This is a genomic window from Chelativorans composti (genome assembly GCF_039541695.1).
In the GTDB taxonomy this organism is placed as follows: domain Bacteria; phylum Pseudomonadota; class Alphaproteobacteria; order Rhizobiales; family Rhizobiaceae; genus Chelativorans; species Chelativorans composti.
In genome coordinates this window covers 14,082-27,153 of the sequence record NZ_BAABGS010000074.1, presented here as the reverse complement: position 1 = coordinate 27,153, position 13,072 = coordinate 14,082, and the positions used below count along the sequence as shown (strand labels likewise).

At 63.4% G+C, this 13,072-nt stretch carries 12 protein-coding genes; 5 read left to right on the top strand and 7 right to left on the bottom strand.

Annotation, left to right across the window (positions count from 1 at the left end):
• Nucleotides 1-48 precede the first annotated feature (48 nt).
• Nucleotides 49-624 carry an acyloxyacyl hydrolase gene (locus tag ABD906_RS14425; protein WP_345100209.1) on the bottom strand — a complete coding sequence of 192 codons (576 nt, stop codon included), beginning with the start codon at nucleotides 622-624 and terminating at the stop codon, nucleotides 49-51.
• Nucleotides 625-807: 183 nt separating this feature from the next.
• On the opposite strand from ABD906_RS14425, the gene ABD906_RS14420 reads away from it, so the two are divergent.
• Nucleotides 808-1,065, top strand: a complete 258-nt coding sequence (locus ABD906_RS14420) for a transcriptional regulator (RefSeq protein ID WP_345100208.1) — start codon at nucleotides 808-810, stop codon at nucleotides 1,063-1,065.
• A gap of 92 nt (nucleotides 1,066-1,157) precedes the next feature.
• Here ABD906_RS14420 and ABD906_RS14415 read toward each other — a convergent pair whose 3' ends face one another.
• The 3 genes from ABD906_RS14415 to pcsA all read right to left on the bottom strand — a co-directional run bounded on the left by ABD906_RS14415 (nucleotide 1,158) and on the right by pcsA (nucleotide 3,626).
• Nucleotides 1,158-1,817: a glutathione S-transferase family protein gene (locus tag ABD906_RS14415; RefSeq protein ID WP_345100206.1), complete on the bottom strand. Its 660-nt coding sequence runs from the start codon at nucleotides 1,815-1,817 to the stop codon at nucleotides 1,158-1,160.
• A gap of 109 nt (nucleotides 1,818-1,926) precedes the next feature.
• Nucleotides 1,927-2,901 carry a quinone oxidoreductase family protein gene (locus ABD906_RS14410; RefSeq protein ID WP_345100204.1) on the bottom strand — a complete coding sequence of 325 codons (975 nt, stop codon included), beginning with the start codon at nucleotides 2,899-2,901 and terminating at the stop codon, nucleotides 1,927-1,929.
• A 2-nt stretch (nucleotides 2,902-2,903) separates the two neighbouring features.
• Nucleotides 2,904-3,626, bottom strand: a complete 723-nt coding sequence (gene pcsA / locus ABD906_RS14405; protein ID WP_345100202.1) for a phosphatidylcholine synthase — start codon at nucleotides 3,624-3,626, stop codon at nucleotides 2,904-2,906.
• Between the two features lie 269 nt (nucleotides 3,627-3,895).
• Between pcsA and ABD906_RS14400 the strand changes: the two genes are divergently transcribed.
• Entirely contained in the window at nucleotides 3,896-5,110 is a 1,215-nt protein-coding gene (locus ABD906_RS14400) for a UbiH/UbiF family hydroxylase (RefSeq protein WP_345100200.1), read from the top strand.
• A 47-nt stretch (nucleotides 5,111-5,157) separates the two neighbouring features.
• The gene (gene hspQ, locus ABD906_RS14395) at nucleotides 5,158-5,490 is read left to right on the top strand and encodes a heat shock protein HspQ (RefSeq protein WP_345100198.1); all 333 of its coding nucleotides are present in this window, start codon (nucleotides 5,158-5,160) and stop codon (nucleotides 5,488-5,490) included.
• A 131-nt stretch (nucleotides 5,491-5,621) separates the two neighbouring features.
• Here hspQ and ABD906_RS14390 read toward each other — a convergent pair whose 3' ends face one another.
• Complete coding sequence (locus ABD906_RS14390) at nucleotides 5,622-6,248, bottom strand: invasion associated locus B family protein (protein ID WP_345100196.1); 627 nt, start codon at nucleotides 6,246-6,248, stop codon at nucleotides 5,622-5,624.
• Between the two features lie 248 nt (nucleotides 6,249-6,496).
• Here ABD906_RS14390 and ABD906_RS14385 point away from each other — a divergent pair, with 248 nt between their 5' ends.
• Both ABD906_RS14385 and ABD906_RS14380 read left to right on the top strand, forming a co-directional pair.
• On the top strand, nucleotides 6,497-8,302 hold the full coding sequence (locus ABD906_RS14385; RefSeq protein WP_345100194.1) for an extracellular solute-binding protein: 1,806 nt from the start codon (nucleotides 6,497-6,499) through the stop codon (nucleotides 8,300-8,302).
• 71 nt (nucleotides 8,303-8,373) lie between these two features.
• Entirely contained in the window at nucleotides 8,374-9,048 is a 675-nt protein-coding gene (locus tag ABD906_RS14380; RefSeq protein WP_345100192.1) for a DsbA family oxidoreductase, read from the top strand.
• A gap of 189 nt (nucleotides 9,049-9,237) precedes the next feature.
• Here ABD906_RS14380 and mfd read toward each other — a convergent pair whose 3' ends face one another.
• Together mfd and ABD906_RS14370 are read right to left on the bottom strand one after the other, a co-directional pair.
• Nucleotides 9,238-12,741, bottom strand: a complete 3,504-nt coding sequence (gene mfd / locus ABD906_RS14375) for a transcription-repair coupling factor (RefSeq protein ID WP_345100189.1) — start codon at nucleotides 12,739-12,741, stop codon at nucleotides 9,238-9,240.
• Nucleotides 12,738-12,965 carry an FAD assembly factor SdhE gene (locus tag ABD906_RS14370; RefSeq protein ID WP_345100187.1) on the bottom strand — a complete coding sequence of 76 codons (228 nt, stop codon included), beginning with the start codon at nucleotides 12,963-12,965 and terminating at the stop codon, nucleotides 12,738-12,740. The genes mfd and ABD906_RS14370 overlap by 4 nt, the downstream gene beginning before the upstream one ends.
• Between the last annotated feature and the right edge of the window lie 107 nt (nucleotides 12,966-13,072).

The following is a 13,072-nucleotide window of genomic DNA, read 5'->3' as shown; positions in this document are numbered from 1 at the left end:
CGCCTGCCCTCTCGGTCGCCGGCCAAGACCGGATTTTCCTGAAGCGGTCTAGAAGCGGTAGCCAATCCTCACGCCGGTGGCCTCCGCCCCGTTGTTCGGATCGCACAGGCCCGCGTTAGAGAAATGGTCCAGATAACCCTGGACGGTCCAGTGGTCGGAAATGTCGTAGCCGATGGCCGCGCCCAGATGAAACAGAACACGGCAGCCGAGCGCCTTGTAGGTGGCAGGCGTCTTCAGATCATCGGCGGTGGTAACGGCTCCGCCGAGGCTCGCGCCAACATATAGCCGGTCCGTAAGGCGGAAGTCCCAGTTCAATCCGCCGTAGAAGAAGTGGACCGGATCGTCTGCAATTGCCGCGTCGAAACCAAGGTACGGGCGTGGCGCGCCGATCGCGCTCAGAAATTCGGGCGAAGCGAAGACAAACTCACCATTGATCACAGCACCGTTGAAATCGTCCGTCGAGAACGGGCCGCGGTCATAGGCCATCACTCCAATCCGGACTTCGTTGAAGCCGGAATGAATGCCGGGTCTGAGAAAGTCACCGCCCCACAGCGGCTCGCCGGAAACAGTGGACGCGCCGGACATGAAAAGCGCTGCGCCCAGTATCCACGATTTACCCGTCACGACAGTCTCCCGACTTACGGCAAACGATATGGACGTACTCAATACCCGGTGATTCCTACATCAGCTTACCGTTATTCTTGGAACATGTTAATCATCCAGGCGTTAGAACCGGAGTGCTGGGTCCAGCCGCAAGGTCACCACGCCACTATCGGCATTGGCCGCTCGACAACGAAGGGAGACCGCATGCCTGACCGCGCCCAAGCTCCGCTCGCTCCCGCCTCGCTAACGCGCATGGAACGGAAAGCGCAGAGAACGGAAGAGGCTTACCGCGCGATCGTCGCCAAGGAAAATGCCGCCAGGGAGCGCAAGACGGAACGTCTGAGACAGCTCCGTCTCGCCCGTGAAGCCGCCGAGGCGGCCGAAAGGCAATCCACACAGCAGCCGAAGCGCGGCGTATCCGGGAAGGCTGGCGCTAGAAAAGCCGCCAGCGCGAAAGCATGATTGAGGGAGCACTGTCAGCAGCACGATCCTCGGGGCTGGGATCCGCGTGGCACCAGCTTCCACGCGGCGGCGGGTCGGAGCCTTTTGCGCGTTCACCCGTTTCCGCCGCCTGTCGATGAAGCTTTCGCAAGCATTTCCTGAAGCGAACGGTCCTGCCGGGCGAGTTCCATGTCCTTCTCCTTCACCGCCTGATAGGTCGGCCGCGACGTCACCCGGTCGAGATACGCAGAAAACACGGGCTTGAGCGGCAGCGCCTTCAGCACATTGGCGGTAAAGTCGATGCCCGTACCCCATATGATGTCGGCCAGCGTGAAGCGGTCGCCAGCGATGTAGGGGCGCTGCGTGAGGATGCGCTCCAGGTTGGCGACCATGTCGTCGAAGGTGCCGAAAGGATAGTCGTTGCTCGCATACGTGAGCCCCTGCACTTTCGCGCAGATCACCGGGTCGAACACCGAGTCGTGGTAGACCAGCATCATGAGATAGGTCGCACGGTCCGGGTCGCCTGGCTTCGGCGCAAGGCCCTTTCCGTTGAAGTTCTCTCCCAGATAGAGAGTTATCGCGGCCCGCTCCGTCACCACGGTGCCGTCGTGAACGATGGCCGGAACCTTCTTGCTCGGCTGGATGCGCCGGTATTCCTCGGGAGCGCCCTTGCGGATGTCGACCAGCTCCATCTCATAGGGCACGCCGAGTTCCTCCAGCAGCCAGAGAACCGAGAACGAACGCGACCATGGAGCGTGATAAAACTTGAGCATGTCAAACCTCCAGATTGGCATGCCACCATAGCAGAAGGCTGCTGACACCGGCGTGTCAGCAGCCTGGCAAGGGTTCGGACGCCGCTGCCTTGCGCGGCTGAACCGGTTGTTACGGAATGAGGATCGTCGTGCCCGACGTGCGGCGGCTTTCAAGGTCGTCGTGCGCCTTGGCGGCCTCCTCCAGCTTGTAGCGCTGGTTGATCACAATCCTGACCGCGCCCTTGCGCACCACATCGAAGAGTTCCTCGGCTGCAGTGTCCAGTTCCTTGCGCTCCGCAATGTAGTGGAACAGCACCGGACGGGTGGCGAACAGCGAACCCTTCTGCTGGAGCAGGCTGATGCTGAAGGGAGGAACCATGCCGGACGACTGGCCGAAGCTGACGAACATGCCGAGCGGCCGCAGGCAGTCGAGCGAGGCCGGGAACGTATCCTTGCCAACGGAATCGTAGACCACCTGGCACATCTTGCCGCCGGTGATCTCGCGCACGTGCTCGACGAAATTCTCCTCGCGGTAGTTGATGACATGATCGAAGCCGTGCGCCTTGGCGAGCTCGATCTTCTCGGGTGAGCCGGCAGTCCCGATCACGGTCGCGCCGAGGTGCTTGGCCCACTGGCCGAAGATGAGGCCCACGCCGCCGGCAGCCGCATGGTAGAGGACGATGTCGCCAGGCTTGACCGGATAGGTCCGGCGCAGCAGAAACCAGGCGGTCAGGCCCTTGAGGGTCATGGCCGCGCCCCTTTCGAAGGAAATGTCATCGGGCAGCTTCAGCACCCGGTCGGCCGGCATGACGCGCTGCTCGCTGTAGCCGCCGCCATTGCCTCCGCAGTAGGCCACCCGGTGGCCCGGCTTGAAGTCCTCGACGCCCGGTCCAACCTCCAGCACCACGCCGGCACCCTCGTTGCCGGGGACGAAAGGCAGCGTCACCGGATAGAGGCCCGAGCGCATGTAGGTGTCGATGAAATTCACGCCGATCGCCTTGTGCTCGATCAGCACTTCGCCCGGCCCGGGCCGCGGCTGCTCGATGTCGACCAGTTGCAGCACCTCCGGGCCACCGGTTTCCGTCATCCGGATTGCCTTGACCATGTTCATCTCCCCCTTCGACCAAGTTGCGGCCACATCTGCATGATGCCGCCGATACAAAACAGATAGATGCCGGTGATGGCAACGCCATAGCGAACCCAGGCGTCAGCCTGCAGGTTCTGCAGCAGCGCGATGATTCCGAGGATGCTCCAGACAAGGAACACCGTCAGGTTGATCGTGCGCAGGCGCACGACCCGCACCGGATGGATGAAGTGCATCGGAACAAAGGTCATGACCGCCGCAATGACGACCACCGCGAAGGCCGTGTATTCGCCGACGCCGATCACGAACAGCGAGAAGACCACCATGTTCCAGACGACCGGAAAGCCCTTGAAGAAGTTTTCCTTCGTCTTCATGCCGGTGTCGGCGTAGTAGATCGCGCTGGTGATCACGATAATCGCGGCGGAAAGAAACGACAGTTTCTCGCCCATGAACCCGCTCTGGTAGAGCGCATAGGCCGGAATGAGCACGTAGGTCACGTAGTCGATCACGTTGTCCAGGAGCTCGCCGGACCAGTTGGGCAGGACCTCCTTCACCTCGAGCTTGCGGGCGATCGGACCGTCGATACCATCCACCAGCAGCGCGAGCCCCAGCCACCAGAACATGGCCGTCCAGCGCATGTCGCTCGCCGCAACGAGTGACAGGAATGCCAGGAAGGAACCGGACGCGGTCAGGAGATGAACCGAAAAGGCTTTCGCCTTCGGCGCCGTGACTTTTTTCTCTTTCATGAAGTTACCCGCGCAACGTCGGCAGAAGCTGCCTGGCCAAGAATTCCGTCTCTGGTCGTCATGCCTGCGTCTCCCGGCGCACCGAACCGGATCCCCACTGCTCAACTCATGTTCGCCAATAGCACGTGCTTAACCACGGATCAGCTTTGACTTGCAACCGACTTGCGGTTTCCGGCGGTAATCCACGTCTTCTGCCCTGCGGCGACGCTTTTCTTGCTCCCTTCGTGCGGGCTGCTATATCTGGTTGTGGGGTTAACGTGAGTAGTACTGTGACCGCAACAGAACAGAACAGAATCGTCGTCGTGGGCACTGGCCCGGCCGGTCTTGCAGCAGCCTTGGCACTGGCACAGATCGGAGAACCCGTAACCCTTGTCGGCCCGGATCCACGGCTCGATGACACGCGAACGACGGCGCTGATGCGCCCGGCGATCGAGTTTCTGGACCGACTTGGCGTCGGGGACGCGATTCGCGCCATATCCGCGCCGCTCGTCACCATGCGGATCGCCGACGGCACCAACCGCCTTATCCGCACGCCGACGGTGAACTTCCACGCGAGCGAGATCGGCGAGGAGTTCTTCGGCCTCAACATTCCGAACGCGGGCCTGAACGAGGCGCTCGGCAAGGCCGCAGCCGCGGAACCGCGCATCACCTGGCGACGCCAGTTCGTCAGCCGCTGGTCAACGGACACGGGACGGGTGGAGATCACGCTCGACAACGGCGATGTGGTCACGGCCGACCTTGCCGTCGCAGCGGACGGGCGCAAGTCGAAGGGCCGCGAGGCCGCAGGCATCACGGTACACGTGAAGGATTTCCACCAGAGCGCGCTGGTGCTGAATTTCGCCCACACGCGCCATCACAACTTCACCTCGACGGAGCTGCATACCGAACATGGCCCCTGCACGCAGGTGCCGCTGCCGGGCGGCTTCCGTTCGAGTCTCGTGTGGATGATGCGAAGCTGGGACGCGGAACGGCTCATGGCCGTCGACGACGAGGAGCTGGCCCGCCGCCTCGAAGAGCGGCAGCAATCATTCCTCGGCCGCGTCACCGTCGAGCCCGGCCGGCAGCTCTATCCGCTGGTGTCGATGCTGCCCAACCGCTTTGCAGCCCGTCGCATCATGATCGTCGGCGAGGCTGCGCACATGTTCCCACCCATCACCGCGCAGGGCCTGAACCTGGGCATTCGCGACGTGATGGACGTGGTTGACGTCGTCCGCCGTTTCCCCGATGATCCCGGCTCAGAGGCTGCCATGCGCGCATATGACATGCAGCGCCGTCCGGATATCGTCGCCCGCACGACGGCGGTGAGCCTCATCAACTTCTCGCTGCTGTCGTCGTTCCTGCCGGTGCAGATGGCCCGCGGCGTCACGCTCAACCTCCTCGACGCCGTTCCGTTCCTGCGCGGTATTTTCATGCGCGAGGGCATGTATCCGGGCAGCGGCTTCGCATCTCTCCTGCCCGCCCGCACAAGGAGAATGGCCCCCTGACCGAGCGCATCCATGCGGAACTGCAAGGGAAGTGATGAGGCTGTACGATGAAGAACGTCAAGACAGCTAAGTTTTCGATCGGCGATGTGGTGAAGCACCGCCTGCTGCCGTTCCGTGGCGTGATCTTCGACGTCGATCCGGAGTTCAACAACACCGAGGAATGGTATCAGGCAATTCCGGAAGCGAGGCGGCCGGCCAAGAACCAGCCCTTCTACCACATCCTCGCGGAAAACGACGAGACGGAATACATCGCCTATGTCTCGGAACAGAACCTTCTGCGGGATGATTCCGGCCTGCCGCTGCGCCATCCGCGCATCCTCGACGTGCTGATCGAAACGCCGGACGGGCGCTTCCAGCCGCGACCGCGGTTCCTGAACTGACGGCGCCTGAAGGCCGGCTACTGCCCGCAACGAATGCCAATGCCGGAACGGCGCCGAGCGGCGCTGTTGCAGAACATGAAAAAAGGGCCCGCGAGGGGCCCTTTTCGCATTGGAACCATGAGCTGCCCGGCTTACTGAGCCTGCTTGGCGCGCTCCTGCGCTTCCTTGAGCTTGCGGGCGAACTCTTCGTTGTTCTTGTTGACGAACTCCTCGAGCTTCTGCTGGCGCTCGTTGAGATCGTCCTGGCGCAGCGGCTCGCCGTCATAGGCGGCGGTGAAGCCCTGGAGCGTGATCTTGATCGGATTCGGCTGGTTCTGGAAGTTGACGGAGGTAAGCGTCAGCTCCGAACCACGCTTGAACTGGTTGACGAGGTCGTCCGTCAGCTGCGTCTCGGCAAGGCAGCGGTCCGGCAGGCAGATCGCGTAGTCGATCTTCTGGGCCGCACCGCCGTTGATCTGCATGCCGACGCCGGGCGGAATCAGGCGGCTCGTGGGAACCACGATCTGGATAAGACGGCGATTGACCTTGCCCTTGACCTCGATGAGGTTGACGGCGGTGAGGAGCTGGCCATTGTCCGCGCGCGCCATGTACTGCACGTTGCAGATGTCGACGTCGTCCTGCTTGGTGCACGCTTTGAACCAGCCGTCCGGAATCTGCGCTTGCTGTGCGACAGCCGCACCCGATCCCGCGAAGGCGGAGCCGAGCACGCCGAGAAGCACGAGAGCCGTACGGCGGGCATTCTTTTTCAGGCTCATCATTTCAAATCCTGTCCTACCCCAAATTCAGCCAGCTAGGCCGCGAATGGATGCTCACTGTCCTCCGAATGCGGCGACAGCAAGGCTTAAGCGCCGTTTACAATGCCTCATCCGGCAAATCCAGTGTTCATTTCAGAGACGTGGTGCTCTTTTCCCACATAAGCCATGACTGAATTCACAAAGGGCTTGCACTGCCAGGGGATTGGGCCGAGCCTTCTCACCGAATCGCGTCGAGAGAGTAGAGATCAACGATGCTGCGAGCTGCCCTTCTTTCCCTGCTTGTTTCCGCCGCCGCTGTCGCTGCGCCGGCATCGGCAGAGCCTCGCCATGGCATCGCGATGAACGGCGAGCCAGAACTTCCGGCGGATTTCACACACTTTCCCTATGCCAATCCAGACGCGCCAAAGGGCGGGGAGATCACCTATTGCGTGGTCGGCACCTTCGACAACATGAACCCGTTCATCCTGCGCAGCATGCGCACGACCGCGCGCGGCATGACCGACACGGTGTTCGGCAATCTGGTGTTCGAGCCGCTGATGCGCAGGAACCAGGCGGAGCCCTTCTCGCTCTACGGGCTTCTCGCCGAAAGCATCGACATCGACGATGAACGGACCTATGCGGAGTTCACCCTCAACCCGAACGCCCGCTGGTCGGACGGCAAGCCGGTGACGCCGGAAGACGTCATCTTCACCTACGAGACATTCGCGGCCAAGGGCCGACCGCCCTACTCGTCCCGCATGAACAAGATCGAGAAGATCGAAAAGACGGGCGAGAACAAGGTGAAGTTCACCTTTAACGACGAGGCCGACCGCGAATTTCCGCTGATCGTCGCCATGACCCCGGTCATTCCGGCTCATGCCTTCGATGCCGCGACCTTCGACCAGACGACGCTCAAACCCCTGACGGGCAGCGGGCCCTACGTGGTCGAAAGCGTCGATCCGGGCCGCAAGGTCATCTTCCGCCGCAATCCGGACTACTGGGGTGCCGACGTGCCGTCGATGCACGGCTTCCACAACTACGACCGCATCACGATCGAGTATTTCCTGAACGCCAACTCCCAGTTCGAGGCCTTCAAGAAGGGGCTCTGCTCGGTGCAGCTCGATCTCGATCGGCTGAAGGTCGAGCGGGACTTCGACTTTCCGGCGGCCGAGGACGGCCGGGTGGTGGTCGAAACCTTCGAGGACCGGGTCCCGCCAACGGTCATCGGTTTCTTCTTCAACACGCGCCGGGAGATCTTCGCCGATCCGCGCGTGCGCCGGGCGCTCTCCATGCTCTACGACTTCGCGTGGGTGAACAAGAACGTCTATGGCGGGCAGGCCGCCCGCACCCTGAGCTTCTGGCAGGGCTCGGACATGTCGGCCCTCGGCCGGCCCGCGGACGAGATCGAGAAGCGCCTGCTCGCCCCCTACATGGACCGAATCCTCCCCGAGGTCATGGACGGGACCTACGGCAAGGAGGCGCTGGAGGACGGTTCAGTCAGCCGCGAGACGATGCGCAAGGCGCTCGCTCTTCTGCAGGAGGCAGGCTACCGCCTCAATGGCAAGACGATGCTCGACCCGCAAGGGAAGCCCTTCGCTATCGAAGTGATCATCGCCTCCGGCGAACAGGAGCGCGTCGCCATGGCGCTGCAACGGGTGCTCGAGCGGCTTGGCATCGCGCTTTCCATCCGCGTGCTGGACGACGCGCAGCTACAGCAGCGCAAGCAGACATTCGATTTCGACATGATGATCGCCTCGGTCGGGGGCACCGCTTCCCCCGGCATCGAGCAGATCTACCGCTGGAGTTCGATCTCGGCCAACAGCGAGGGATCCTTCAACTATGCCGGCGCGGCGGATCCGGCGATCGACGCCATGATCGACACCATGCTGCGGGCCCGGGACAAGGAAACCTACGACGCAGCGGTGCGCGCCCTAGACCGACTGCTGATTTCGGGAGCCTACATGATCCCGACGCAGCACAATCCGAAAAAGTGGGTGGCCCACTGGAACTATCTGCAGCACCCGGACGTCCAGCCGCTGACCGGCTATGACCTGTCAGCCTGGTGGCGCAAGCCGTGAAGCGGCCGGAAAACATCCATGACAAGGCCGTCGCCCACGGGTATCGCGGCACGGATCAAAAGGAACCTCACATGACCACACCCATCACCGTCCAGGTCTATTCCGACGTCGTCTGCCCGTGGTGCTTTCTCGGCATGCGCAATCTGCTCGACGCCTGGCCCCGCGTCGGGCACGACGCCATGAAGGTGGAATGGCGACCGTTCATCCTCGACCCGAACATCCCCGCCGGCGGCGTCGACCGCCAGCAGTACATGCTCTCCAAGTTCGGTTCTAAGGAACGGATCGACGCCGCCCATGACCGGCTGCGGGAGATGGGCGCGCAGGTGGGCCTTGCCTTCGATTTCGACGCGATCAAGGTTTCGCCAAACACCCTGGACGCCCACCGCCTGATCCACTGGGCGGGCCGCCACGGGCCAGAGAGGCAGTCGGCGCTCGTCGCGCGCCTGTTCCGCGCCTATTTCCAGGAGGGCAAGGACGTCGGCAACCGCGACGTGCTTGTCCAATGCGCCACCGACGCCGGCATGGACGCGGCACACGCCCGCGAGTTGCTGGAAACGGACGCGCACCGCAAGGACGTGCTGGAGGCCGTTGCCGCAGCACAACGGATGGGCATCACGGGCGTGCCCTGCTTCATTCTGGAGAACCGCTACGTGATCTCGGGCGCGCAGCCCGCCGAGGTCTTGGAGGATGCCATCCGCCAGGTCGCCGCACTCAAGGAACGCGGCAAGCTAGACAAGGATTTTTGAGGGGCTGGTTGACCTTCCCTTCTTCCCGCTGAGCCCCTCCCCTCGTGCTGAGCCTGTCAAAGCACGGGGGAAGAAGACTGGCATCGCTGACAGGCGAGCCGCCAGCCGAGGCATGACGGACCGGCCTCACGGTTCGACAGGCTCACCATAGGGCCGATCGATCCAAACCCGGAAGATGCGTCTGACGCCCTACGCCGCCTTCTTCTCCACGAGACGCACCAGTTGCATCATGATGGTGGCCGCACCGTTGAGGCGCTTTTCGGGCGTCGCCCAGTCGCGGATGAAGACCACGCTCTGGTCGGGGCGGATCTTGGCGAGCGTTCCCTGCTGGCCGATGAAACCGACCAGAGCCGCAGGCTCGGGGAAGGTCTTGTTGCGGAACTGGATGACCACGCCCTTCGGACCCGCATCCAGCTTCTCGACATTGGCCTTGCGGCAGAGCGCCTTGATGAAGACGATCTTGAGCAGGTGCTCGACCTCGGTCGGCAGTGGCCCGAAGCGGTCAATGAGCTCGGCGCCGAAGGCGTCGATCTCCTCGGCCGTCTCCAGTTCGCCCAGGCGACGGTAGAGCGCGAGGCGAAGATGCAGATCGGGCACATAGTGCTCGGGGATCATCACGGCCGTGCCGACGGTGATCTGCGGCGACCAGCCGGTGTCGATCGCCTCGCCCGTTCCGCGCAGCTCGGCCACCGCCTCTTCCAGCATCTGCTGGTAGAGCTCGAAGCCGACTTCCTTGATGTGTCCGGACTGTTCGTCGCCAAGCAGGTTGCCCGCGCCGCGAATGTCGAGGTCGTGGCTCGCAAGCTGGAAGCCCGCGCCAAGCGCCTCGAGCGACTGCAGCACCTTCAGTCTGCGCTCGGCCATCGGCGTCAGCTTGCGGTTGGCCGGCAGCGTGAAGAGCGCATAGGCGCGCACCTTCGAGCGGCCGACGCGGCCGCGGATCTGATAGAGCTGCGACAGGCCGAACATGTCGGCGCGGTGGACGATCACGGTGTTGGCAGTCGGAATGTCGAGGCCCGATTCAATGATCGTCGTCGACAGCAGCACGTCGTACTGGCCGTCATAGAAGGCGTTCATGATGTCGTCGAGCTCGCCACCGGCAAGCTGCCCATGGGCGACGGCCACCTTCAGTTCCGGCACGTGCTCGGCCAGGAACTCGCGCACCTCCGCCAGGTCAGAAATGCGTGGCACCACGTAGAAGCTCAGGCCGCCGCGGTAGCGCTCGCGCAGCAGCATCTCGCGGATCACCAGCGGGTCGAAAGGCGACACGAAGGTGCGCACGGCCATGCGGTCGACCGGAGGCGTGGCGATGAGCGAGAGTTCGCGCACGCCGGTAAGCGCGAGCTGCAGCGTGCGCGGAATGGGCGTGGCCGACAAGGTCAGCACATGCACGTCCGTCTTGAGCTCCTTCAGCCGCTCCTTGTGCTTGACGCCGAAGTGCTGCTCCTCGTCGATGATGAGCAGGCCCAGGTTCTTGAACTTGATGGACGAGCCCAGCAAAGCGTGGGTGCCGACCACGATGTCGACGGTGCCATCGGCAAGCCCCTTCTTGGTCTCGGCAAGTTCCTTAGCGGAGACGAGGCGCGAGGCATGGCGGACAGTGACCGGCAGGCCAGCGAAGCGCGTGCTGAAGGTCCGGAAATGCTGGCGGGCAAGCAGCGTCGTCGGCACCACGACGGCGACCTGATAGCCCTCCATGGCGGCAACGAAGGCCGCGCGAAGCGCCACTTCCGTCTTGCCGAAGCCGACGTCGCCGCAAATCAGCCGGTCCATGGGGCGCCCGGCGCCGAGATCTTCCAGCACCGCGTCGATGGCGTTTTGCTGGTCATCGGTTTCCTCATAGGGGAAGCGGGCAGCGAATTCGCCATAGAGACCGGGTGCCGGCACCATCTTCGGCGCGGGCCGCATGGCACGCTCGGCAGCCGTGCGGATGAGCTGGCCAGCCATCTCAAGCAGGCGCTTCTTGAGCTTGGCCTTGCGGCTCTGCCAGGCCCCGCCGCCCAGCTTGTCGAGCGTGACGTCGGTGCTGTCGGAGCCGTAGCGGGAAAGAAGATCGATGTTCTCGACCGGCAGGAACAGCCGGTCGTCGCCCGCATAATGGATCTCGAGGCATTCGTGCGGCGCACCGGCGGCGGTGATCGTCCTGAGGCCCACGAAACGGCCGATGCCGTGATCGGCATGGACGACAATGTCGCCTGCCGAAAGCGCGCTCACTTCTGCAATGAAATCAGAAGCTTTTCGCTTTTTTTTCGAGCGGCGGACAAGGCGGTCGCCGAGAATGTCCTGCTCGGCGATGACAGACAGGTCGCCAGCGTCGAAACCCGCCTCGAGCGGCAGGATGCCGACACCCGCCTGGCCCTTGGGGAGTTCCTGCAGCGCCTTGAGCGTCTCCACGCGGACAAGATTGCCGAGCTTGTGTTCGGTCAGAACCTGCACGAGACGGTCGGTCGAGCCCTCGCTCCAGCCGGCAATCAGCACCTTGCGGCCCTGCGCGCGCAGTTCTCCGATGTGGCGCACGGCCACCTCAAACACATTAATATCCGGGTTTGCGCGTTCCTCGGCGAAATTGCGGCTCGGCGTGGCGCCCGCATGGAGGACGGATGCCCCTGCTCCATCCGGTGCCGCAAAGGGCGTCAGGCGCAGGAACACATGGCCGTCCAGTCGCTTGGCGACCTCGTCCGGCGCAAGATAGAGGCCGGACGGTTCGACCGGCTTGTAGGGTACCGCGTCGCCGCCCGTGGAATCGGATTGGCGTTTGCGCGCCTCGTAATGGTCGAGAATGAGCTCGTGACGCTCATTGATCGCCTCCTGCGCCAGGTGGTCGAACACGATGGGCGCATCGGGCAGATAGTCGAACAGCGTTTCCAGCCGCTCGTGGAACATCGGCAACCAGTGTTCCATGCCGGCGAAGCGGCGTCCCTCGGTGATGGCCGCATAGAGCGCGTCGTCGCGCGAGGGCGCGCCGAAGGCTTCGATGTACTTGCGGCGGAAGCGGCTGATCGACTCGGGCGTCAGCATCACCTCGCTCATCGCCTGCAGGCGGATTTCCTTGAGCTGGGAGGTGGTGAGCTGCGTATCGACGTCGAAGGCACGGATCGATTCCAGCGTGTCGCCGAAGAAGTCGAGGCGCATGGCCTCCTCCCACCCCGGGGCGAAGAGGTCGAGAATGCCGCCACGCACGGCATACTGGCCGACATCGCGCACGGTGGGGACGCGCTCAAAGCCGGCCATTTCGAGCTGCTGGATCAGCGCCTCCATGTCCACCTGATTGCCCGGCCTGGCGTGGAAGCCCTGGTTGGCAATCTGCTCGGCGGGCGGCATGCGCTGCAGAAGCGCGTTGGCGGAGACGAGGATCACCGCGCGGTGCGGGCTCTTGCGCAGCGCAGCCATGGCGGCAAGAGCGTCGATGCGCCGCGCCGCGGCCTCGGTGCTGGGCGAGACGCGGTCATAGGGAAGGCAGTCCCATGCCGGGACTTCCAGCACCGGCAGCGCCGGATCGATGAAGCGTAGCGTATCGGCGATTAGCGGCAGCCGCTGCCCGTCACGCAGTACGAAAACGAGAGGGCCGTCCGGGGCAAGCTCCGCCGCCAGACGCGCGACGGCGAAGGCTTCGTAACCGTCGGTTACGCCGTCGACCAGCACAGGTCTGGAAAGATCAACTTTCTGGCCGAGGAGCCTGATGGTTCCGTTCATGCGGTCTGCTGTTTCGCTGGCAATTGAGGCGCAGTCACGCTGCCGAATTCACGAATGCGGGCAAACAGCGGCGTGTCGAACTCCGCCGGAACGGCCTCCGCGCCCGTGATCCAGTTCAGGAGCGTGATATCGTTGATCTCCATCAGCTTTTCAAAGGCGTCGAGCTCGGTTTCCGTCATGCTGGCGATGTATTCGTCGGCGAAGCCGCCGAACACCAGGTCCATCTCCCGGATGCCGCGCCGCCATGAGCGGATGAGTATACGGCGTCTGCGCTGGTCGAGTTCTGCGCTGGAGCGCGTTGTTCCTGTCATGGCTACCCCTTTCCCTGGTG

Coding starts and splice junctions, on each gene's coding strand:
- ABD906_RS14420 (WP_345100208.1), top strand. CDS start 808: ATGCCTGACCGCGCCCAAGCTCCGCTCGCTCCCGCCTCGCTAACGCGC.
- ABD906_RS14415 (WP_345100206.1), bottom strand. CDS start 1,817: ATGCTCAAGTTTTATCACGCTCCATGGTCGCGTTCGTTCTCGGTTCTC.
- ABD906_RS14410 (WP_345100204.1), bottom strand. CDS start 2,901: ATGGTCAAGGCAATCCGGATGACGGAAACCGGTGGCCCGGAGGTGCTG.
- pcsA (WP_345100202.1), bottom strand. CDS start 3,626: ATGAAAGAGAAAAAAGTCACGGCGCCGAAGGCGAAAGCCTTTTCGGTT.
- hspQ (WP_345100198.1), top strand. CDS start 5,158: ATGAAGAACGTCAAGACAGCTAAGTTTTCGATCGGCGATGTGGTGAAG.
- ABD906_RS14390 (WP_345100196.1), bottom strand. CDS start 6,248: ATGATGAGCCTGAAAAAGAATGCCCGCCGTACGGCTCTCGTGCTTCTC.
- ABD906_RS14385 (WP_345100194.1), top strand. CDS start 6,497: ATGCTGCGAGCTGCCCTTCTTTCCCTGCTTGTTTCCGCCGCCGCTGTC.
- ABD906_RS14380 (WP_345100192.1), top strand. CDS start 8,374: ATGACCACACCCATCACCGTCCAGGTCTATTCCGACGTCGTCTGCCCG.
- mfd (WP_345100189.1), bottom strand. CDS start 12,741: ATGAACGGAACCATCAGGCTCCTCGGCCAGAAAGTTGATCTTTCCAGA.
- ABD906_RS14370 (WP_345100187.1), bottom strand. CDS start 12,965: ATGGACCTGGTGTTCGGCGGCTTCGCCGACGAATACATCGCCAGCATG.